Origin of the sequence: Pseudomonas sp. FP2335, from assembly GCF_030687535.1 — a bacterium.
Taxonomy (GTDB): Bacteria; Pseudomonadota; Gammaproteobacteria; order Pseudomonadales; family Pseudomonadaceae; genus Aquipseudomonas.
Genome location: NZ_CP117437.1, coordinates 4,152,627 through 4,173,756, shown reverse-complemented (window position 1 = coordinate 4,173,756; position 21,130 = coordinate 4,152,627). Strand labels below are relative to the sequence as shown.

The window sequence follows — 21,130 nt, the reverse complement described above, 5'->3', positions numbered from 1 at the left end:
TGTGTTCCTTTTATAGAAATATGAATTTGGCAATAAAGATCGCGCACAGCACCCACAGGCTGACGGAAATCTCGCGGTACTTGCCGGTGCCCGCCTTGAGCGCCACGTACGTGATAAAGCCCAGGGCGATGCCGTCGGCCACCGAGAAGGTCAGCGGCATCATGATCGCCGTGACAATCGCCGGAATGCTGTCGGTGGCTTCGTCCCAATTGATATGGGCCATGCTCGCCATCATCAGCATCGCCACGTAGATCAGCGCACCGGCGGTGGCGTACGCGGGAATCATGCCGGCCAGTGGCGCGAAAAACATCGCTGCCACAAACAGGATGCCCACGGTCACGGCGGTCAGCCCGGTTCGGCCACCCGCGGCAACACCGGCGGCACTTTCCACGTAGCTGGTCACCGGCGGTACACCGACCATGGCGCCAAACACGCTGGACGCACTGTCGGCTTTGAGCGCACGGGACAGGTTATCGATCTTGCCATCGGCATTGACCAGTCCGGCGCGTTGCGCGACGCCCATCAGTGTACCTGCAGTGTCGAACATGTGTACAAAAAGAAAGGCAAATACAACGCTAATCATGCTTACATTGAATACACCTTTTACGTCCATGGCCATCCAGGTCGGCGCCAGGCTCGGTGGGGTGGAGATCATGCCGTTGTAATGCACCAGGCCCAAGCCCCAACCGGCCAGGGTCACGGCGATGATGCTGATCAGGATTGCGCCGAACACGCGGTGGTAGCTGAGGATCGCGATCAGCAGGAAACACACGGCCGCCAGTAGCGGTGCCGGTTCATGCAGCGAGCCGAGCTTGATCAGCGTGGCCGGGCTGTCGACGATGATCCCGGCGGTTTTCAGGCCGATCACCCCGAGGAACAGCCCGACACCGGCACCCATGGCGTGGCGCAGGCTCACCGGGATGCTGTTGAGCAGCCACTCACGCACCCGCGACAGCGTCAGGCCCATGAACAGCACGCCCGAGATAAACACCGCACCCAGCGCGGTTTCCCAGGTGTAGCCCATGGTGCCGACCACGGTGTAGGTGAAAAACGCATTCAAGCCCATGCCCGGCGCCAGGCCTACCGGCCAGTTCGCATACAGGCCCATCAACAGGCAACCGAGCGCGGCGGCGATGCAGGTGGCGACAAATGCCGCGCCATGGTCGATGCCGGCGTCGGCCATGATGTTGGGGTTGACGAAGATGATGTAGGCCATGGTGATGAAGGTGGTGAGACCGGCGATCAACTCGGTCCTCACTGTGGTGCCATGCAAGCTGAGTTTGAACAGGCGTTCTAGCCAGCTGTTGGTGGGCGGGGCGACGTCCAGCGTAGGGGCTTCGGATTTGCGGCTATCCACAGCGAGTACTCCTCAAGAGTTTTATTGTTATTTCCAGCGCCGGTCACAGATGTGGGCAACAGCGCTTTGAGGTACTGGCGGGTTTTGTTGACCGATAGGTCAGGAACTCGCACGAGGCGAATTATGCTTTTGTATACAAAGAAAGCAAATAATGTTTTCGAATAGCTTTGCGCTGGGCTAGTTCGCCGCACTCAATGCCTGGTTTACAGCCAACCATCCGGCCACCGCTTCTTCACCGGCTTCACTGAACGCGCGTTGCAGCAGCTTCACCTGTTCACGGCGCAACGACTGTTCGAAACGCAGGCCTTCCTCGCTCAATTCCAGCAAGCGTTTGCGCTTGTCGGTCGCAGAGGCAACGCTGTGCACCAGGTGCATTTCCTGCAATTGGCGCAGCGGCATGTTCAGCGCCTGCTTGCTCACCCCGAGCAGTTCCAGCAGTTCTTTCACGCTCAAGGTCGGGTAACGCGCGATAAAAAACACAATGCGCTGGTGCACCCGGCTCAGGCCCCGGCGTTCGAGCATTTCGTCGGCCTTGGCGGTAAACGCCTGGTAACCGAAGAAGAACGCTTGCATGGCTTCCTGCTGGGCGGTGGGGTTTTTAAGGTCAAGCATATTGACGTATCCGTGGGCGCTGTCGTAATTTCGGTCAACCAGTTTGACGTATTTCCCACAGTTTTCGCTACCGGTGACCCCATGGCCTTCTCTGAACGTGTTACGCGCCTCAAAAGCTCCTTGATCCGTGAAATCCTCGCGGCAGCCCAGCGCCCGCAAGTGATGTCGTTCGCCGGTGGCCTGCCCGCCGAAGCCATGCTGCCGGCGCTGAACTGGGATGACATGCCGTCGAACATCGGCCAATACGGCATGAGCGAAGGCGAACCGCAGTTGCGTGAATTGCTCGCCGCCCAAGCACGGGCCCTGGGCGTGCCGTGCCAGGCCAGCCAGGTGCTGGTGGTCAGCGGCTCGCAGCAAACCCTGGACCTGGCGGCCAAGTTGTACATCGACAAAGGCACGCCGGTCCTGTTGGAGGGCCCGACCTACCTGGCCGCGTTGCAGATCTTCCAGCTGTTCGGCGCCGACTGCCTCAGCGTCCCGTTGGAAGCCGACGGCCCCGACTTGAGCACCCTGCGCGCCAACCTCGAACGCCATCGTCCGGCGTTCATCTACCTGATCCCGACCTTCCAGAACCCGTCGGCCGTACGCTACAGCGAAGCCAAGCGCGAAGCGGTCGCCGCGTTGCTCGATGAGTTCGGCGTGACCCTGATCGAAGACGAGCCGTACCGCGAACTGAGCTTCGACGGCGGCAGCGCCAAACCCATCGTCGGGCGCCTGAAAAAAGCCAGTTGGATCTACACCGGCACCGTGTCCAAGACCCTGTTGCCGGGCCTGCGTGTCGGTTACCTGATCGCCAGCCCGGACCTGTTCCCGCACCTGCTCAAGCTCAAGCAGTCGGCCGACCTGCACACCAACCGCGTCGGCCAATGGCAGGCGATGCAGTGGATCGGCACGCCAAAATACCAGCAGCATCTGGAGCAACTGCGCAGCTTCTACCGCGAGCGCCGCGACGCTTTCCAGGCTGCGCTGGAGCGCCATTTCGCCGACCTCGCCGACTGGCAAGTGCCCCAGGGCGGATTATTCTTCTGGCTGACCTTGAAACAGCCGCTCGACACCCGCACCTTGTTGGCGCAAGCGTTGGATCAGGACGTCGCGTTCATGCCCGGTGAACCGTTCTTTTCCGAGCCCGACCAACACCTGGGTTCATTGCGCCTCAATTTCAGCCATATCGACCCGGCCCGCCTGGATGAAGGCCTCAAGCGCCTGGCCGCGGTGGTCCGTCAAGCACAGCACGCGCAAGCGGCATAAGGGGAGCCCCCATGTACAAGGTTTATGGCGATTACAAATCGGGCAACTGCTACAAGATCAAATTGATGCTCAACCTGTTGGGCCTCCCGTACCAATGGATCGATGTGGACATCCTCAACGGCGATACCCAGACCGCTGAGTTCCTGGCCAAGAACCCCAACGGCAAGATCCCGGTACTGGAACTGGAAGACGGCACCTGCCTGTGGGAATCCAACGCGATCCTCAACTTCCTCGCCGACGGCAGCGAATTCCTGCCGACGGAACCGCGTTTGCGCACCCAGGTGTTGCAGTGGCAGTTTTTCGAGCAGTACAGCCATGAGCCGTACATCGCGGTGGCGCGGTTTATCCAGTTCTACCTGAACATGCCGGAGGATCGCCTGGAGGAATACAAGACCTGCCACAAGCGCGGCCACAAGGCGTTGAAGGTTATGGAGCGGCAGTTGCAAGCCACGCCGTACCTGGTGGGTGAGCAGTATTCGATTGCGGATATAGCGTTGTATGCCTACACGCATGTGGCGCATGAGGGCGGGTTTGATCTGACGCCGTATCCGGCCGTGCAGGCGTGGCTGGCGCGAGTGGCCAGCCATCCAAGACATGTGACGATGCTGGACTGACAATGAGGTAAAAATGTGGGAGCGGGCTTGCTCGCGAAAGCGGAGTGTCAGGCACTATATCTGTCACTGATACACCGCATTCGCGAGCAAGCCCGCTCCCACATTTATCTCTGCGGTGTGTCAGGTAATGCTTCATTGAGCATATCGAAACAGCGCTGTGCCGCAGGGCTCAAACCGATCCCGCTGCGACTGATCAAGCCGATCTCCCGATTCACCCCAGGATGATCGATGTTGATCCGCTTCAACCCCTCCAGGCTGTCCGCCGCCGACTCCGGCAGCACACTGATCCCCAGCCCCTGGCGCACCAGCGCCAACACCGTCGACATGTAGTTGGCCTCCATTCCCGCGTTCATCGTCAGCCGCGTTTCATCGAACAACGCGTCTACCTGCTCACGCACGCTGCTGTCGCGGCCGGTGAGGATGATCGGTTGGTCCGCCAGTTGCTCCAGGGTCAGCTGGCGATGGCGGGTGAGGGGATGATCCAGCGGCACAAAGGCACACAAACGATCATTCAGGACGGGGACGAACGCTAGGCCGTGGCTGAGTCGCGCGCGCACGCCGATGCCGAAATCCACCTCGCCGGAGCGCACCTGGGCATGAATGCGATGGGCCACCAGGTCATGCAGGCGCACTTCAATTCCGGCAAACCGTTCACGGAACAGCCGCAGTGCCGGCGGCAGGGCGCCAGCGCAGACGGAGGGCAGGGCGGCGATGGTGACGACGCCTCGGCGCAGGGCGGCAAGGTCGCGGGAGCCGGTGACGATGTTGTCCAGGTCCAGCAGCAGCTTTTCCATCGGTCCGCGCGCTTCCTCGCCGGCGGCCGTGATGCTCACGTGACGCGGGCTGCGGTCGAGCAAGGCGACGCCGAGCCAGTCTTCCAGCTGTTGCACCTGCACGGTCAGCGCCGACGGTGACAGGTGCAGCTCGTTGGCCGCCTTGGTAAAGCTGCCGGTGCGGGCCACCGCGAGGAACGCTTGAATATGTTGGATACTGTTCTTCATTTTGTTTTTCCGAATGTACTCGGCTGAATATTCCAATTTACAAAGACTAACCCGCTTCCAATACTCCAGGGAAAACAATAACCGGCCAACAAGGCCGCTCTGGAGTAACCCATGCTCGCTACCCTGGGTGTCATTACCATCCTGTGCCTGCTCGCTGCCGTCATGAGCAAACGCCTCTCGCCACTGGTGGCCCTGATCGCCTTGCCGATCATTGCCGCACTGCTCGGTGGGTTCGGCCTGCAAACCAGCGCCTTCATCATTACCGGTATCAAGAACGTCGCCCCCGTGGTGGGCATGTTTGTGTTTGCGATCCTGTTTTTCGGGATCATGACCGACGCCGGTATGCTCGACCCCATCATTGATCGCATCCTGCGCACGGTTGGCACACGTCCTACGCGGATTGTCGTCGGCACCGCGACCCTCGCTTTACTGGTGCATCTGGACGGTTCCGGCGCGGTGACCTTCCTGGTGACGGTGCCGGCGATGCTGCCGCTGTATACGCGGCTGGGCATCGATAAACGTATCCTCGCCTGTGTTTGCGCGATGGCTGCCGGGGTCAACTTCCTGCCCTGGACCGGCCCGGTGCTGCGCTCGTCCGCTGCTTTGCATGTGCCCGTCGCGGACCTGTTCCAGCCGCTGATCCCGGTACAGATCGTCGGCCTGATCTTTGTGTTCGCCTGTGCCTGGTGGCTCGGTCGCCGGGAAGAAAAACGCCTGGGCCTGGGCGCCGGCACCCGCGTCGATGCCATGCCGCAACGGGTGCTCAGCGAGGATGACATCAAGCTGCGCCGCCCGCGTCTGTTCTGGGTCAACCTGATGCTCACCGTGCTGGTGATGGTGGTGATGATCGCCGGCTGGGTCGATCCGGTGGTGATGTTCATGCTCGGCACCGTGGTGGCGCTGTGCATCAACTACCCGAACGTGGACGCCCAGCGCGCCCGCATCGATGCGCATGCCAAGACCGCACTGACCATGGCCAGCATCCTGCTCGCCGCCGGGGTGTTCACCGGCATCATGCAAGGCACCGGCATGCTCAAGGCGATTGCCGAAGTGGCGGTGGCGCAGATTCCGGCGGGCCACGGCAAGTTGATCCCGGCCGTGGTCGGTTTCATCTCCATGCCGTTGAGCATGCTGTTTGACCCCGATTCCTACTATTTCGGCGTGATGCCGGTGATCGCCGAAGTGGGCAAGGCCCTGGGCGTCGACCCGCTGCAAGTGGCCCAGGCCTCATTGCTTGGCGTGCATACCACCGGCTTCCCGGTCAGCCCGCTGACCCCCGCGACCTTCCTGTTGGTGGGCCTGTGCAAGATCGAATTGGCCGATCACCAGCGCTTCACCATTCCGTTTCTGTTTGCCGCGTCGGTGTTGATGACCCTGACTGCGCTGCTCCTGGGAGTGATTTGAGATGAAAACCTTGCGCATCGGTTCCGGCGCCGGCTATTCCGGCGACCGTATCGAACCTGCCGTCGAGTTGGCCGAGCAGGGCGACCTGGATTACCTGGTGTTCGAGTGCCTGGCCGAACGCACCATCGCCCTGGCGCAACAGGCGCGGATCACAGATCCCGCGGGCGGTTACGATCCGCTGTTGAGTGAGCGCATGCGCCGTGTACTGCCGTTCGTGGGCGATAAGACTGGGCGTCGCCTGCGGGTGATCACCAATATGGGCGCGGCCAACCCCGTGTCGGCGGCGCTTGAAGTGCGGCGTATTGCCCGTGAGCTGGGCTTGGAACTCAAGGTGGTCGCCGTGGTTGGCGATGACGTGTTGGACGTGTTGCACGCCGATTTTCGGCTGGATAACGGCCAGACCGTTGGCTCCCTCGGTGAACGGCTGATCTCGGCGAATGCCTACCTGGGTGTCGAGGGCATCCTGGAGGCGCTGCACGCCGACGCCGATGTGGTCATCACCGGGCGGGTGGCCGACCCTTCGTTGTTCCTCGCGCCGCAGATGTTTGAGTTCGGCTGGGCGGCGGACGATTGGCAGCGCCTGGGGCGCGGTACGTTGGTCGGGCATTTGCTGGAGTGTGCCGGGCAAGTCAGCGGCGGTTATTTCGCAGATCCCGGCTTCAAGGACGTGGATGACCTTGCGCGCCTGGGCTTCCCCTTGGCCGAAATCGATGCCGACGGTGAAGCGGTGATCACCAAGGTTGGCGGCTCTGGTGGGCGGGTCAGCCGCGCTACCTGCACCGAACAATTGATCTATGAAGTGCATGACCCGGCGGCGTACCTGACGCCGGATGTGACCGCAGATTTTTCCCAGGTGGGGTTTGTCGAGGAGGGCGTTGACCGCGTGCGTGCCCAGGGCGCCGGTGGCCGCGCGCGTCCCGAGCAATTGAAAGTCAGCGTCGGCTATCTGGACGGTTGGATTGGCGAAGGGCAGATGTCCTACGGCGGGCCGGGGGCTGTCGCACGGGCAGAGTTGGCGCGGGCTGTCGTCCTCAAGCGCCTGGAGTTGATGGGCGTAAAGATGCAGGACGTACGCGCCGAGCTGATCGGCATGGACTCGCTGCACGGCCCGCGCAGCGGCGTCGAGCCCTGGGAAGTACGCCTGCGCGTGGCGGCTCGCTGTGAGGATCGCCTTGAGGCGGTGCGGGTTGGCAATGAAGTGGAAACCCTCTACACCAACGGCCCCTCCGGCGGCGGCGGTGCCAGCAAAAGCGTACGGCAGGTGGTGGCGGTGGCATCGTTGCTGCTGCCGCGTGATGCGGTCAACCCGAGGATCGAAGCATGAAGTTGCACACGCTGGCCCATTCCCGCACCGGGGATAAGGGCGATACGTCGAACATCTCGATCATTGCTTATCGCGCAGAGGATTACCCGTTGCTGTGTGAGCAACTGACGGCCGAACGCGTGGCCGAATTCTTTGCAGGGTTGCTGCCACCGGGTGCGGCGCCGGTGCGGCGTTACGAATTGCCCAATGTGCAGGCGCTGAATTTTGTGCTGCCGGGGATCTTGCGCGGCGGCGTCACGCGTTCGCTGGCGCTGGATGCCCATGGCAAGTGCCTGGGTTCGGCGCTGCTTGATCTTGATCTGATAACACCGAACTAAATGTGGGAGCGGGCTTGCTCGCGAATGCGGTGTGTCAGTTGAAATATCTGTGACTGACACACCGCATTCGCGAGCAAGCCCGCTCCCACATTTTGATCTGTGCCAGCCTGTTAGATAGCGGCGAAGCGCTTGTCCAGGTAATCAATGATCACCTTGGAGTCATACATCCACGTGACCTGGCCATGTTCTTCAATGCGCAGGCACGGCACCTTGATCTTGCCGCCTTGCTCCAGCAGGGTCTGGCGGTCCTGTTCGTTGTTTTTCGCGTCCTTCAACGCCACCGGTACATTCAGGCGGTGCAGGGTGCGGCGGGTCTTCACGCAGAACGGGCAGGCGTGGAACTGATACAGCGTCAACTCCTTGGCCGCTGCGTTGACCTGAGCCTGTTGCTCGGCCGAACGCTGCTTTTTGCTTGGGCGCGTTAGAAAGTCGCCCGCGATGATGATGTGGCCGAGGCCCACACGAAGTGCTTTGACGAACATGGCTGAAACCTCTTGCCCATGAAGAAGGGGCCGCAGCTTACCTGATTTCTGCAGGCGAAAAAAAACCGACGATGAACGCCGGTTTTTTCCTACCCAGCCGCTTACTTGATCAGGCTGAGGAATTCGCTGCGGGTCGCCGCGTTTTCACGGAACTCACCCAGCATCACCGAAGTGATCATCGACGAATTCTGTTTCTCCACGCCGCGCATCATCATGCACATGTGCTTGGCCTCGATCACCACGGCCACGCCCAGGGCGCCGGTGACTTGCATCACGGCATCGGCGATCTGGCGGCTGAGGTTCTCCTGGATCTGCAGGCGGCGCGCGTACATGTCGACAATCCGCGCGACCTTCGACAGGCCCAGCACTTTGCCGCTCGGGATATACGCGACGTGGGCCTTGCCGATGAACGGCAGCAGGTGGTGTTCGCACAACGAGTACAACTCGATGTCCTTGACCAGCACCATTTCGCTGTTGTCAGAGCTGAACAAGGCACCGTTGGTGACTTCTTCCAGGGTCTGCTCATAACCGCGGCAGAGGTACTGCATCGCCTTGGCGGCACGCTTTGGCGTGTCGAGCAGGCCCTCGCGGGAAACGTCCTCGCCGAGTTGGCCGAGGATCGCGGTGTAATTCTGTTCCAGGGACATGAAACTACCTGTGGGATTTTTGCAAAGCGCAAGGTTACGGTGGCGGACACAACGCTGCAAGCCTGACGATGGCACCGGTTACTCGTCACGCCCTTCCATCATGGTGCGCTTGAGCATCACATACACCGCACCGGCCCCACCGTGGCGGGCCTGGCATGAGGTGAAGCCGAGCACTTGGGCATGCTGGCGCAGCCAGGTGTTGACGTGGCTTTTGATCATCGGGCGCTTGCCATCGAGCCGCACGGCCTTGCCGTGGGTGACGCGCACGCAGCGGATCTCGAATTTGGTCGCTTCGGCGAGGAAGGCCCAGAGGGTTTCGCGGGCTTTCTCCACGGTCATGCCGTGCAGGTCGAGGCTGCCTTCGAAGGGGATCTGCCCGACCTTGAGCTTGCGCATCTGGCTTTCCTGCACGCCGTCGCGGGCCCACATCAGTTCGTCTTCGGGGCCGACATCGATCACGAACTGGTCCGACAGGCCATCCACGGTGGTGGCATCGGTGCGCACGGTCGCAGCCTGGCGCAGCTTGGCGATCTGCGCACGGTCGGCCTTGGGTTTGCCGGTGTCGGCACGGTCGTGCTTGATCGGCTTGACGCCGCGCAGCTCGTTTTTGAACAGGGAAAAATCGTCGTCTTGCATGTCAGCCTCCGCGAAGGGCGGGCAGTTTACCTAAATCGCGGCGGCCAGGGCGCAGGAAACGCTATCCAAGCGCCATCAGTCGTGCTTTTTCATCAGGTGTGCGGAGATGTTCAGCGACAACGGTTGGCGCATTTTCCGACGGCTGCGCCGCCACAACCACACTCCCAACCACAGTACCAGTAGCCCGGTCCCCAGCAGAATCGCCGAGCCGCCGGGGCTGGCATTCAGTTCGCCAAGGGCCGGTGAGTGGCCAAATAAACCGGCGCCACCAGCACCGGCCAACAACAGACCTACGATCGCCAGCAGCGCAGCAAAGCCCGCCACCAGGCGCAGACGCCAGTTGCTCGGGCCCTTGGGGCGCAAGCGACGAGCATCAAAACCATCGGATATCTTCATTCCGACCTTTCCTCCAGGGTATCGGCCCTTCGACCGGACAATACACAGGTTGTTCCGGGGGGAGGGCTAAATGCGCCAAATGAGAAGGCTTTGCGGATGAGCGGGGCCATAAACACGCCGCTCACCGGCAGGACGATCAGATCAGATCTTTGGTCAACGCGAGGGTGGCGAAGTTGTCGGCCATGATGGCCATTTCGGTTTGCTGCACGTGTTCGGCGCTCAGGATGCCACCTTTGTAGGGCAGGTCGCGGGTGGCGCAGGCGTCTTCCACCAGGGTGCAGCGAAAGCCCAGGTTCTTGGCGGCGCGCACGGTGGTGCTGACGCTGGAGTGGCTCATGAAACCGGCCACGATCAAGTCCAGGGACCCCAGGTCTTGCAGGTGTTTTTCCAGGCCGGTGCCGTGGAAGGCGCTGGGTAGCAGCTTGCCGATGATGGTTTCGTCGCCCACTGGCTCAAGGCCAGGAATGAACTCGCCGCGCTCGCCCTGAGGGTCGAACAGGCCGCCGACGGTGCCCAGGTGACGCACATGCACAATCGGGCGCCCGGCGTGGCGCGCCGCTGCAACCAGTTGCTTGATGTTGTCGACCGCGGCGTCCATGCCCGAGAGGGCGAGTGGGCCGCTGAGGTATTCCTTCTGGGCGTCGATGATCACGAGGGTCGCATGGTTGAGATTGGCTGCTGCGTAACCGCGACCGCTGAGTTGAAACATCGTCTTTGGAACGGACATTCTGGGGCTCCTGTGAGGGGGGCTTTTGCGACATTGTCCACTGGCTGAGCGGTTCTGTGAATCGCTACCATCGTAAGGTACGCCGTTGTTGACGTGCAGCGATGTCAAGAGGTGGGCTTGTTTAACGCAATGATGGCAATTTGGATGAAATCCGACGGATGGCGGCGGCGTTTCGTACATCGTCGGTACAGGCGAAGGCTGCTAGAATCGCCAGTCGTTTTTTCCAGGAGTCCTGCCCCCGTGATCACTTCCCGCCTGCGCACCTTGCGCGACCACATCCGTTGGGCTGTCAGCCGTTTCCATGGGGAAGACCTGTTTTTTGGCCATGGCACCGACAATGCCTGGGACGAAGCCCGCCAATTGGTGCTTGGTGCCTTGAATTTGCCGTGGGAAATTGCCGACAGCTACCTGGACTGCAATCTCGAAGAAGAGGAAGTCTCCCATGTGCAGCGCTTGCTGCATCGCCGTATCCACGAGCGTGTTCCTACCGCCTACCTGTTGAAGGAGGCGTGGTTCTGCGGCATGTCGTTTATCGTCGATGAGCGCGTGCTGATCCCGCGCTCACCCATTGGCGAGCTGATCGAAAACCGCTTCGAACCCTGGCTGGCCCAGGCGCCGGCACGCATTCTCGACCTGTGCACGGGGTCCGGTTGCATCGGTATCGCCTGTGCTTACGAGTTCCAGGACGCCGAAGTGGTACTGGCTGACCTGTCCTTCGAAGCGCTGGAAGTGGCCAACCAGAATATCGAGCGCCATGGCGTCGATGAGCGCGTCTACACCGTGCAGGGTGACGGTTTCGATGGCCTGCCGGGCCAGCGCTTTGATCTGATCGTGTCGAACCCGCCGTATGTGGACGCTGAAGACTTCGCCGACATGCCCGACGAATACCAGCACGAGCCTGAGTTGGGCCTGGCCTGCGGTGACGATGGTTTGAACCTGGTGCGGCGCATGCTGGCCGAAGCGGCGGATCATCTGACCGAGAAGGGCCTGTTGATCGTTGAAGTGGGCAATAGCCAGGTGCATGTCGAGGCGTTGTACCCGGAAGTCGACTTTGCCTGGCTGGACTTCCAGCGCGGTGGGCACGGGGTGTTCATGCTGACGGCGGAGCAGTGCCGCCAGCATCAGGCGGTGTTTGCCGCCAGGGTCTGACCCGTCTATCCCTGTAGGAACAGGGGCAGTGTGGGAGCGGGCTTGCTCGCGAATGCGGTGGACCAGTCATCGGATGTATTGGCTGATCTACGGCTTTCGCGAGCAAGCCCGCTCCCACACAAGCCCGTTTCCACAGGTTGATTGCATTTCACCCCGCTGTCAGCGGTGCGTGGCAATCCAGATCAGCAGCCCCGCCTGGAACACCGTAAACGCCACCAGGCAGGTAATGGTAAAGCGCAGCCCGCTGTCTTCGCGCTTGAACTTGGTGACCTTTTCCTCTTCCTTGCGCAGCTTGATTTCCTGCTCCGCCAGGTTCTGCTCGGCCTGTTGCAGCATCTGCGCCGCTTCAAGGATCTCGACGAACTGCACCTTCTCGGTGTTCCAGCTCTCCAGCACATCGCCGACCTTGCCCGGCTGCACGTTGCCCTTGAGGTGCTGCACATCGGCGTAGGCCACATCAAAACCGTGGACCCGCAGGAAGTGGTCGCGACGCAGGCGCGTGGCTTCGTTCAGCGCGTCCTTGTTGGACAGGTCTACGCCGTCGATGCGGTAGCTGGCCCATCGTTTCTTCGCCCACGCCGCGCCTTGGGCCACCAGGAAGCGCCCCAGGCCGCGGTTGGGCGGTTCGATTTCGAGGCTGTTGCCCGGGCCGAAGTGCACGCGGTGTTTATCGTGATCAACCCACACATCCAGGTGATTCTGCTCGCGGCGCACCCGTTGCCCCGGCAACTGGATGACCATGCGCAACAGGCTGTGATGCGCGTCATTGCGCTCGGCATAGCCAAATTGCACGAAACGCAGCGGCCGCACGCCGGTGGCACGGTCGGTGGCCAGGGGCGCGAGGCGCAGCATCTTGAAATGCTCGGCCTGAACATCCGCCCACGGCAGGGGCGCCGCGTCGACGGCCTCGGTGTTTTCAGCCTTGGTGTCGGCGGTGGGTTCCGGTGTTGCTTCTGTGGTTGTCATGCGGCGCGATCCTGTCCAAGCCCTGCAAGTCGACAGTCTTTTTGCGGTCGACACCCGCTTATCGGCCGCGTTCTGCAGGACTGGAGGCAAATTGTCGCTTAACGGGGCTGAAGTCCGGCGATAAAGCGCACCACGCGGTTGCCCAGCTCGGCGGCGAGGGGTAATTGCGGGTTGTTGTAGGAGGCCAATTGCTGCTTCACGTCGTTGGGCACGATGCGCATCACGTGGTTCATGCCCTCAATCAGCACGAGCTGCGCGTCGGGTTTGGCCTGCTTCAGTTGCCGGGCATCCGCCACGCCTACCTGGATGTCGTTGGTGCCCTGGATGATCAGCGCCGGCATATCCAGTCTGGCAAAGGCGGCCGATGGGTCGGCGCGGAACAGGCTGATCAGATACGGTTGCACACTCGGTCGGAAAATACCTTGCAGCGGGTCCGGTACGTCCGCATCCACCTGGCCGGCCTTGAGGTGGTCGAGGATTTGATTGCTGCGCAGCAGCAGGGCAGGGGGCAGGTGATCGGCCAACTGTTGGCGGATCACCTGATCGACTGGCCTTGCACTGCCGGACAACGAAATCACTCCCGCCGGTTCCAGCTGCGGCGCGGCGAGGGCCGCGACCAATGCACCTTCGCTATGTCCCAGCACGACCAGCGGGCCCATGCGCGGGTCGGCCTTGAGCAGCTTGCCCCAGGCCACGGCGTCGGCCACGTAGGCGTCGAGGGTCAGGTTGCGTTCGTCGGGGGTGGCGGCCAGGCTGGCGGCGACGCCGCGCTTGTCGTAGCGCACGCTGGCGATGTTATGCCGCGCCAGTACCCAGGCCAGGCGCTTGAGGCTGTCGTTGCGGGCGCCGTCGGCGCTGTTGCCATTGCGGTCGGTGGGGCCGGAACCGGCGATGATCAGCACCACTGGCACCGGTTTGTCGGATTGGGGCAGCAGCAATGAACCAAACAGCTCGCCGCTGCCGGTGTCCAGGCTGATCGGCCGTTGCAGCACCACGGGGGAGGCGGCATGGGCCACGGCGGTAAACAGGGTGAGGGTCAGCAGTAAAACTCGAAGCATCATCGCGCCATCATCGTAGGAGGTGCCGGTTCGACCAATGTCTACCCGGAAGGTTTCGAGGATGAACTAGTCGGTTGGCCCGCGTATACTGGCGCGCTTGGTTATCACCCCTGAGTGATTACAACTGATTTCACGGAGCGCCCTGCATGTCCGGCAATACCTTCGGCAAGCTGTTCACTGTCACCACCGCGGGCGAAAGCCATGGCCCGGCGTTGGTCGCCATTGTCGACGGCTGCCCGCCCGGCCTCGAGCTGTCCCTGGAAGACCTGCAGCGTGACCTCGACCGCCGCAAGCCCGGCACCAGCCGCCACACCACCCAGCGCCAGGAGCCGGACGAAGTCGAGATCCTCTCCGGCGTGTTCGAAGGCCGCACCACCGGGTGCGCCATCGGCCTTTTGATCCGCAACACCGACCAGAAGTCCAAGGACTACTCGGCGATCAAGGACCTGTTCCGCCCGGCCCACGCCGACTACACCTACCACCACAAATACGGCGAGCGCGACTACCGTGGCGGTGGCCGCAGCTCGGCGCGCGAAACCGCGATGCGCGTGGCCGCGGGTGCCATTGCCAAGAAATACCTGGCCACCCAGGGCATCGTGATCCGTGGCTACATGAGCCAGCTGGGCCCGATCGAGATCCCGTTCAAGACCTGGGACAGCGTCGAAGACAACGCCTTCTTCAGCCCCGACCCGGACAAGGTGCCGGAACTGGAAGCCTACATGGACCAGTTGCGCCGCGACCAGGATTCGGTCGGCGCCAAGATCACCGTGGTTGCCGAGGGCGTGAAACCGGGCCTGGGCGAGCCGATCTTCGACCGCCTCGACGCCGAACTGGCCCATGCGCTGATGAGCATCAACGCCGTGAAAGGCGTGGAAATCGGCGCCGGCTTTGCCTGCGTGTCCCAGCGCGGCACCGAGCACCGTGACGAGCTGACCCCGCAAGGTTTCCTCAGCAACAATGCCGGCGGCATCCTCGGTGGCATTTCGTCCGGCCAGCCGATCGTGGCGCACCTGGCGCTGAAGGCCACGTCGAGCATCACCACGCCGGGCCGTTCCATTGACGTACACGGCAACCCGGTGGACGTGATCACCAAGGGGCGTCATGACCCGTGCGTCGGCATCCGTGCCACGCCGATTGCCGAAGCCATGATGGCCATCGTGCTGATGGACCACCTGCTGCGCAATCGTGGGCAAAACGCCGACGTCCGCGTCGACACCCCGGTGCTGGGCCAACTGTGACAGCCTGTTGTGGCGAGGGAGCTTGCTCTCTGTGGGCTGCGAAGCAGCCCCAACCCCAACAGACATGACGCTCCCCTACTGGCGCCTCTCCAGCTTCTACCTGTTCTATTTCGCCTTGCTGGGGGCGACCGCGCCCTTCCTGGCCCTGTACTTCGACCACCTGGGATTCACCAGCGCGCGCATCGGCGAGCTGGTGGCCATCCCCATGTTGATGCGCTGCGTGGCGCCCAACCTGTGGGGCTGGCTCGGCGACTACACCGGGCGGCGCCTGGCCATCGTGCGGTTCGGCGCGGTGTGCACCCTTATCAGTTTTTCCCTGATCTTCGTCAGCAAGACCTACGCCTGGCTGGCCCTGGTTATGGCTCTGCACGCCTTCTTCTGGCATGCGGTGCTGCCCCAGTTTGAAGTGATCACCCTGGCCCACCTGCAACAACAGACCGCGCGCTACAGCCAGATCCGCCTGTGGGGTTCCATCGGCTTTATCCTCACCGTGGTCATCATGGGGCGCCTGTTCGACTGGCTGAGCCTGGATATTTACCCGGTGGTGGTCGTGGTGATCATGGCCGGCATCATCGGCGCCAGCCTGTGGGTGCCGAACGCGCAACCCGCCAGCCACGGCAACCGCTTGGCCGGCGATGGTTTCCTCAAGCAATTGCGCAGCCCCGGCGTGCTGGCGTTTTATGCCTGCGTGGCGCTGATGCAAATGAGCCATGGCCCGTACTACACCTTTCTTACGCTGCACCTTGAACATTTGGGCTACGCCCGTGGTGTGATCGGCCTGCTCTGGGCGTTGGGCGTAGTGGCTGAGGTGCTGATGTTCCTGGGCATGAGCCGCATCCTCACGCGCTTTTCCATCCGTCGGGTGCTGCTGGCGAGCTTTTTGTTGGCGGCGCTGCGCTGGTTGCTCCTGGGCACGTTTGCCGAATTTTTCTGGGTGCTGTTGCTGGCGCAGGTGATGCATGCCGCCACCTTCGGCAGCTTTCATGCGGCGGCGATTGCCTTTGTGCAACGCAGCTTCGGCGCCAAACAACAAGGCCAGGGCCAGGCGCTGTACGCCGCACTGGCTGGCACCGGCGGCGCGCTGGGCGCGTTGTACTCCGGCTACAGCTGGAACCTGTTGGGGCCGACCCTGACCTTTAGTATTGCCAGCATCGCGGCGCTGGCCGCCGCCATTATCATTGGCCTTCGATTGCAAGAGCCCAACAAAGGAACCGTGCAATGAGTTATGTCGCCGTCTACCACGTTGCTTCGCCGGATACCCCGAACAAAGTCCTGACCCACCTCGATGACATCGCGGTGACGTTGGCCGAGCATGGCGTGCGTTTCGAGCGTTGGCAGCCGAGCCCTATCGAAAAGGGCGCCAGCGACGCGCAAATGATCGCGGCGTACCAGGCGCAGATCGACGCTTCGGGTTACGCCGGCGCACAAGTGTTCAGTGTCAGCGGCGATCATCCGCAAAAGGCGCAGCTGCGTGCGCAGTTCCTCGATGAGCATCGTTACAGTGAAGACGCCGCGTGTTTTTTCCTCGCCGGCCAAGGCTTGTTTAGCCTGCACATTGGCGACTACGTGTACGCCGTGCGTTGTGAGAAAAACGACCTGCTGGTCGTCCCGGCCGGATTGCCACATTGGTTTGACATGGGGGAGAACCCGCACGTAGTGGCACTGCGTCTGTTCAATGCAACGACTGTCCGGGTCCCCGAGTTCAGCGGCGATAACATTGCCCGACGGTTTCCCGGTTTGGATGACTAAGCACTAATCCTTGAATGTTCAACCCTGGCAAGGTGGAAGTTTCTGTGGGAAGTGCCTTATTTAGTTGTAGGGTTCGGATGTTTATTGTTGACCCTACGCACTAATACTATTCGTTATGTAACGCTCTCCGGCCTCAATGTTTATATCGCCTGTCAATAGGAGCAATCCGAAGGGTGATGGAGCATCAGCTAATAAAAAGGAGAGCACCTCATGAGCGTCCCCGAGGAATCGTTGCCGTATTCCGTGCCCACCGCTGTGAGAAGACGTCTGAACTTGTCCGGCAAGCCCTTGACGCCCACGGAGCGGGTCATCCTGCGATGGGCTTCGGAGGGCAAGACCGTCTGGGAGATCAGCCAGATTCGCAGCACCTCTCAAGCCACGGTCAAGTTCCACCTGCGCAATATCTACGGCAAGCTGGACGTCAACAACCGCGTACAGGCGCTGAATGCAGCGGCACGCCAAGGGCTGTGCTGAACCGAAAAAAAAGGCCGCGACACCTGGGGGCGTCGCGGCCTTTTTGTACCTGTCACTCAGGCTGAGTGATAAGTCGGCAAGGCAAAGCGGTTCTGGCTTTGCAGCATGGAAATCTGCGGCAGGTCGCTGGCTTGTTCGGCCAGGTCGCGGCGAATCGCGCTGATCACCCACGTCAGTTGGTCGGCGGTGTGCAATTGCTGGTAAGAGATCGAGCGCTTGACCTGCTTGCCTTCGCTGTTGCGCAGGGTCAACAGGATACCGCCGTCGGGACGTGGCTGAGTGGTGACGTCGTAGTTGGAGAATACTGAAGCGAATTTATCTTGGATCAGGCTCATGTCTATCAGCTCCGTTGGCTCAAGTTGGCAAGCATGGAGTGATAGGTGCAGTGATTGTGCCATCTAGTGATATTGAAAAATATCGTTATAAATCAACAAGATATAAAAAATGGAAATTTTCGTTTTCGTGCAATTTGCATGAATGGCCATCATGCATCCTGCATTTTGCGCTGCTCAGAGCGGTGGTTTGGCGTGCCGATATGTTTAAAGACTGCCTGCGCGTCGCTAAATTCCTTTTTTTCATGGCCTGCCCGATGGGATACAAAACTTTTCAAATCCCGCGTGTACAGCGCCAGAACGGCTGACGTATTTTCCTGCAACGCATACGAACAATAAGAAAAAGGACGTTCCTCCATGAGCCACCCGCAAAACGACATGATCAGTTGGGGCATGCTGCTGCGTAAGGTGCCCGCCATTGTTCGCGCCTTGCCGCGGGTCCTGCGTGGCATGCGTGCCGCCAACGTCACCGACCCGGCGCAGCCCTGCGGCCTGGGCTGGCACTTCGAGCAGGCCACCTTGCGCAATCCGGACGGCATCGCGTTGTTGTACGGCGATCAGGTGCTCAGCTACCGCGAAACCAACCGCCGCGCCAACCGTATCGCTCATCACCTGCAGGCCCAAGGCATCCGCAAGGGTGACGTGGTGGCGCTGTTTATCGAAAACCGTCCCGAATTGCTGCTGAACGTGCTGGCCGTGGCCAAGATCGGCGGCGTCTGCGCGATGCTGAATACCGCGCAGACCCAGGCCGCGCTGGTGCACAGCCTGAACCTGGTGAGGCCGGTGGCGATTGTGGTGGGGGCGGAATTGGTTGGGCCCTATGACGCGGTACGTGAACACGTGGCGATCCCGGCCGAGCGCACCTGGTTTGTCGCCGATCAGGCCTCGAGTGCGCTGCCTGCGGGTTATGTCGACCTGCTGGCCGCCAGCGCCGAGAGCCCGGAGGGCAACCCGGCCAGCACCGCGCAGATCTTTTTCAATGACCCCTGCTTCTATATCTACACCTCCGGCACCACGGGCCTGCCCAAGGCCGGCATCATGAAGCACGGGCGCTGGACCAAGACCGCCGTCAGTTTCGGCAGCATTGCCCTGGACATGGGCTCGGACGACGTCCTCTATTGCACCTTGCCGCTGTATCACGCCACCGGCCTGTGTGTGTGCTGGGGCTCGGCGATTGTCGGCGCGTCGGGTTTCGCCATCCGGCGCAAATTCAGCGCCAGCCAGTTCTGGGACGATGTGCGCAAGTTCAACGCAACCACCTTGGGGTATGTCGGCGAGTTGTGCCGCTACCTGCTCGACCAGCCTGCCAGCGCAAACGACCGTGACAACCGCGTGACCAAGATGGTCGGCAACGGCCTGCGTCCCGGCGTGTGGGCGCAGTTCAAGCAGCGCTATGGCGTCGAGCATATCTGCGAGTTGTATGCCGCCAGCGACGGTAACATCGGCTTCACCAACGTACTGAATTTCGACAACACCATCGGCTTTTGCCTGCAACACTGGGCGCTGGTGGACTACGCCCACGACAGCGGTGAGCCGTTGCGTGGCAGCGATGGCTTTATGCGCAAGGTGCAGACGGGCGGGCAGGGCCTGTTGCTGGCGCGCATCGATGAAAAATCCCCGTTCGATGGCTACACCGACCCGGAAAAGAACCGCAAGGTAATCCTCACCGACGTGTTCGAGAAGGGTGACCGTTACTTCAACACCGGCGATTTGCTGCGCAGCATCGGCTTTGGCCATGCGCAGTTTGTCGATCGCCTGGGGGACACCTATCGCTGGAAGGGCGAGAACGTCTCCACCACCGAGGTCGAGAACATCCTGCTGCAACACCCGCAGATCGCCGAGGTGGTGGCCTACGGGGTGGAGATCGAAAACACCAACGGCCGCGCGGGCATGGTTGCGATTACCCCAAGCGAGTCGCTGGCTTCGCTGGACATGCGCGAGTTGCTGCAATTTGCCCACGGCCAGTTGCCGCACTATGCGGTGCCGCTGTTCCTGCGGATCAAGGTGAAGATGGAGACCACCGGGACCTTCAAGTACCAGAAGGTCAAGCTCAAGGAGGAGGCGTTCGACCCGGACAAAGCCGGAAACGACCCGGTCTACGCCTGGTTGCCGGGCTCCGACTGCTATGTGCCGGTGACCGGGCAGTTGTTGGCGCAGATCCAGGGCGGCCACTTCCGTTATTAAAAGCCGCGTTATTGATTCTGCCTATGGCGGCTTTTGGCAAAAAAACCATGACAGTGAGGAACTCCGTAGCGACACTGGCGCCCTATACAGCATCAGACAAGGAGCCCCTCACATGTCCAAACAAATGACCGAAACCGAAGCCGCCGAATTTGCCGAACAGGTCTTTGATGTCGCGCGCCGGGGCGACGCCGCGATGCTCGCCGCGCTGCTGGCCAAGGGCTTGCCGGCCAACCTGCGCAACCACAATGGTGACACCTTGTTGATGCTCGCGGCGTACCACGGCCATGCCGAAGCGGTAAAAGTGCTGCTGGAATTCAAGGCCGACCCGCAGATCCCCAACGACAAGAACCAGCTGCCGATTGCCGGCGCCGCGTTCAAGGGCAACCTGGACGTGGTCAAGGCGCTGATCGAAGGCGGCGCGCCGGTGGATGCGGCGTCTTCCGATGGGCGTACCGCGTTGATGCTGGCGGCGATGTTCAACCGCGTCGAAATGCTCGACTACCTGCTCGGCCAGGGCGCCAACCCCCAGGCCGCTGACGCCCAGGGCGCCACCGCACTGGCGGCGGCACACACCATGGGCGCGGTGGATACGGCGGCGCGCTTGCAGAAACTGGTGTAGGCTACGCGCCCTCGAAAACCCGCCCGCCACAGGACCATCGCCATGAAAACCGCCCTCGTCGAACTCATCAGCAAAATCAGCGCCGGCGTCATGGGCGAGGACGAGGTGGCGCGCATCGCCGACGAAGCGGCCCAGGCCTACGCGGACCCGGCGGCGTTTCTGGCGGCCAACCCGGACATCAACTACGACGACAGCTTCCCGATCCCACTGGGTGAATGGGTTGTGGTCGGCAGCCTGCCGGACACCGTGCTGTTCCAGGCCGACACCTATGGCGACCTGTTCGCGCAGATCGTCGCCTCCTTCGGCCCGGGCGTGGCGTTCAACCTCAAGCCCAAGCAACTGGCCAAGACTGAAGCCCTGACCGCACTGAACCGCATCCAGATCCAGATGAGCGCCCTGAGCCCACAAGACGGTGGCTACGTGCTGCTCAACTTCAGCGAATTGCTGGATGACGAGATCCAGGCGGTGCTGGTGTACGGCAACGACCTGCCGCGCGTGCTGGAACTGTGTGCCGAAGTTGGCATCAAGGCCGAGCCTTCGCTGGAAGCTCTACGAATCGCCCTACACGTCTGAAATAAAACGGAACCCCCGGCAGG

25 protein-coding genes are annotated in these 21,130 nt (G+C 61.6%); 13 read left to right on the top strand and 12 right to left on the bottom strand.

Annotation, left to right across the window (positions count from 1 at the left end):
- Nucleotides 1-10: 10 nt before the first annotated feature.
- Both PSH81_RS18740 and PSH81_RS18735 read right to left on the bottom strand, forming a co-directional pair.
- Nucleotides 11-1,357 carry an NCS2 family permease gene (locus PSH81_RS18740; protein WP_192296938.1) on the bottom strand — a complete coding sequence of 449 codons (1,347 nt, stop codon included), beginning with the start codon at nt 1,355-1,357 and terminating at the stop codon, nt 11-13.
- A 177-nt stretch (nt 1,358-1,534) separates the two neighbouring features.
- A complete protein-coding gene (locus PSH81_RS18735; protein WP_192296937.1) occupies nt 1,535-1,969 on the bottom strand; it encodes a MarR family winged helix-turn-helix transcriptional regulator in 435 nt (144 codons plus the stop codon).
- 81 nt (nt 1,970-2,050) lie between these two features.
- Between PSH81_RS18735 and PSH81_RS18730 the strand changes: the two genes are divergently transcribed.
- Nucleotides 2,051-3,217: a PLP-dependent aminotransferase family protein gene (locus PSH81_RS18730; RefSeq protein ID WP_226455042.1), complete on the top strand. Its 1,167-nt coding sequence runs from the start codon at nt 2,051-2,053 to the stop codon at nt 3,215-3,217.
- 11 nt (nt 3,218-3,228) lie between these two features.
- Nucleotides 3,229-3,831 (top strand): glutathione S-transferase family protein, encoded by a 603-nt coding sequence (locus tag PSH81_RS18725; RefSeq protein WP_192296935.1) that lies wholly within the window; start codon nt 3,229-3,231, stop codon nt 3,829-3,831.
- Nucleotides 3,832-3,935: 104 nt separating this feature from the next.
- Here PSH81_RS18725 and PSH81_RS18720 read toward each other — a convergent pair whose 3' ends face one another.
- On the bottom strand, nt 3,936-4,832 hold the full coding sequence (locus PSH81_RS18720; protein WP_226455043.1) for a LysR family transcriptional regulator: 897 nt from the start codon (nt 4,830-4,832) through the stop codon (nt 3,936-3,938).
- 111 nt (nt 4,833-4,943) lie between these two features.
- On the opposite strand from PSH81_RS18720, the gene PSH81_RS18715 reads away from it, so the two are divergent.
- From PSH81_RS18715 to PSH81_RS18705, 3 genes are read left to right on the top strand one after another with little or no spacing between them, the layout of a single operon-like run.
- Nucleotides 4,944-6,236, top strand: coding sequence for a CitMHS family transporter (locus PSH81_RS18715; RefSeq protein WP_192296933.1), 1,293 nt, complete (start codon nt 4,944-4,946; stop codon nt 6,234-6,236).
- A gap of 1 nt (nt 6,237) precedes the next feature.
- Nucleotides 6,238-7,560, top strand: coding sequence for an acyclic terpene utilization AtuA family protein (locus PSH81_RS18710; protein WP_305391280.1), 1,323 nt, complete (start codon nt 6,238-6,240; stop codon nt 7,558-7,560).
- Nucleotides 7,557-7,877, top strand: a complete 321-nt coding sequence (locus tag PSH81_RS18705) for a hypothetical protein (RefSeq protein WP_226455045.1) — start codon at nt 7,557-7,559, stop codon at nt 7,875-7,877. Before PSH81_RS18710 ends, PSH81_RS18705 begins: the two co-directional genes overlap by 4 nt.
- Before the next feature lie 110 nt (nt 7,878-7,987).
- On the opposite strand, the gene PSH81_RS18700 is transcribed toward PSH81_RS18705, so the two are convergent.
- The 5 genes from PSH81_RS18700 to PSH81_RS18680 form a co-directional block, all read right to left on the bottom strand.
- On the bottom strand, nt 7,988-8,359 hold the full coding sequence (locus PSH81_RS18700) for a glutathione S-transferase N-terminal domain-containing protein (RefSeq protein WP_192296930.1): 372 nt from the start codon (nt 8,357-8,359) through the stop codon (nt 7,988-7,990).
- A gap of 101 nt (nt 8,360-8,460) precedes the next feature.
- Nucleotides 8,461-9,006 (bottom strand): GTP cyclohydrolase I FolE, encoded by a 546-nt coding sequence (folE, locus tag PSH81_RS18695; protein ID WP_003442011.1) that lies wholly within the window; start codon nt 9,004-9,006, stop codon nt 8,461-8,463.
- Nucleotides 9,007-9,084: 78 nt separating this feature from the next.
- On the bottom strand, nt 9,085-9,642 hold the full coding sequence (locus PSH81_RS18690; RefSeq protein WP_032888029.1) for a Smr/MutS family protein: 558 nt from the start codon (nt 9,640-9,642) through the stop codon (nt 9,085-9,087).
- 75 nt (nt 9,643-9,717) lie between these two features.
- A complete protein-coding gene (locus PSH81_RS18685; protein WP_192296929.1) occupies nt 9,718-10,038 on the bottom strand; it encodes a hypothetical protein in 321 nt (106 codons plus the stop codon).
- Nucleotides 10,039-10,174: 136 nt separating this feature from the next.
- Nucleotides 10,175-10,765: a cysteine hydrolase family protein gene (locus PSH81_RS18680; protein ID WP_192296928.1), complete on the bottom strand. Its 591-nt coding sequence runs from the start codon at nt 10,763-10,765 to the stop codon at nt 10,175-10,177.
- A 240-nt stretch (nt 10,766-11,005) separates the two neighbouring features.
- Here PSH81_RS18680 and prmB point away from each other — a divergent pair, with 240 nt between their 5' ends.
- Nucleotides 11,006-11,914 (top strand): 50S ribosomal protein L3 N(5)-glutamine methyltransferase, encoded by a 909-nt coding sequence (gene prmB, locus PSH81_RS18675; protein ID WP_192296927.1) that lies wholly within the window; start codon nt 11,006-11,008, stop codon nt 11,912-11,914.
- 159 nt (nt 11,915-12,073) lie between these two features.
- Here the strand turns inward: prmB and PSH81_RS18670 are convergent, their stop codons facing one another.
- On the bottom strand, nt 12,074-12,880 hold the full coding sequence (locus PSH81_RS18670; RefSeq protein ID WP_192296926.1) for a hypothetical protein: 807 nt from the start codon (nt 12,878-12,880) through the stop codon (nt 12,074-12,076).
- A gap of 98 nt (nt 12,881-12,978) precedes the next feature.
- A complete protein-coding gene (locus tag PSH81_RS18665) occupies nt 12,979-13,941 on the bottom strand; it encodes an alpha/beta hydrolase (RefSeq protein ID WP_305391279.1) in 963 nt (320 codons plus the stop codon).
- A 143-nt stretch (nt 13,942-14,084) separates the two neighbouring features.
- On the opposite strand from PSH81_RS18665, the gene aroC reads away from it, so the two are divergent.
- The 4 genes from aroC (at nt 14,085) to PSH81_RS18645 (ending at nt 17,399) form a co-directional block, all read left to right on the top strand.
- Nucleotides 14,085-15,176, top strand: a complete 1,092-nt coding sequence (gene aroC / locus PSH81_RS18660; protein ID WP_192296924.1) for a chorismate synthase — start codon at nt 14,085-14,087, stop codon at nt 15,174-15,176.
- A 64-nt stretch (nt 15,177-15,240) separates the two neighbouring features.
- Nucleotides 15,241-16,398, top strand: a complete 1,158-nt coding sequence (locus PSH81_RS18655) for an MFS transporter (RefSeq protein ID WP_305391278.1) — start codon at nt 15,241-15,243, stop codon at nt 16,396-16,398.
- Complete coding sequence (locus tag PSH81_RS18650) at nt 16,395-16,925, top strand: acireductone dioxygenase (RefSeq protein ID WP_305391277.1); 531 nt, start codon at nt 16,395-16,397, stop codon at nt 16,923-16,925. The genes PSH81_RS18655 and PSH81_RS18650 overlap by 4 nt, the downstream gene beginning before the upstream one ends.
- Nucleotides 16,926-17,135: 210 nt before the next feature.
- A complete protein-coding gene (locus PSH81_RS18645; protein WP_192296921.1) occupies nt 17,136-17,399 on the top strand; it encodes a response regulator transcription factor in 264 nt (87 codons plus the stop codon).
- 56 nt (nt 17,400-17,455) lie between these two features.
- On the opposite strand, the gene PSH81_RS18640 is transcribed toward PSH81_RS18645, so the two are convergent.
- Nucleotides 17,456-17,734, bottom strand: a complete 279-nt coding sequence (locus PSH81_RS18640) for a DUF3509 domain-containing protein (protein WP_010208870.1) — start codon at nt 17,732-17,734, stop codon at nt 17,456-17,458.
- 149 nt (nt 17,735-17,883) lie between these two features.
- Nucleotides 17,884-18,090, bottom strand: coding sequence for a hypothetical protein (locus PSH81_RS18635; protein WP_305391276.1), 207 nt, complete (start codon nt 18,088-18,090; stop codon nt 17,884-17,886).
- Between PSH81_RS18635 and PSH81_RS18630 the strand changes: the two genes are divergently transcribed.
- The 3 genes from PSH81_RS18630 to PSH81_RS18620 all read left to right on the top strand — a co-directional run bounded on the left by PSH81_RS18630 (nt 18,089) and on the right by PSH81_RS18620 (nt 21,107).
- A complete protein-coding gene (locus tag PSH81_RS18630; RefSeq protein WP_305391275.1) occupies nt 18,089-19,915 on the top strand; it encodes a long-chain-acyl-CoA synthetase in 1,827 nt (608 codons plus the stop codon). The two genes, PSH81_RS18635 and PSH81_RS18630, sit on opposite strands and share 2 nt — an antisense overlap.
- Nucleotides 19,916-20,027: 112 nt before the next feature.
- Nucleotides 20,028-20,534, top strand: a complete 507-nt coding sequence (locus tag PSH81_RS18625) for an ankyrin repeat domain-containing protein (protein WP_305391274.1) — start codon at nt 20,028-20,030, stop codon at nt 20,532-20,534.
- Between the two features lie 42 nt (nt 20,535-20,576).
- Entirely contained in the window at nt 20,577-21,107 is a 531-nt protein-coding gene (locus PSH81_RS18620; RefSeq protein ID WP_192296917.1) for a hypothetical protein, read from the top strand.
- Nucleotides 21,108-21,130 lie beyond the last annotated feature (23 nt).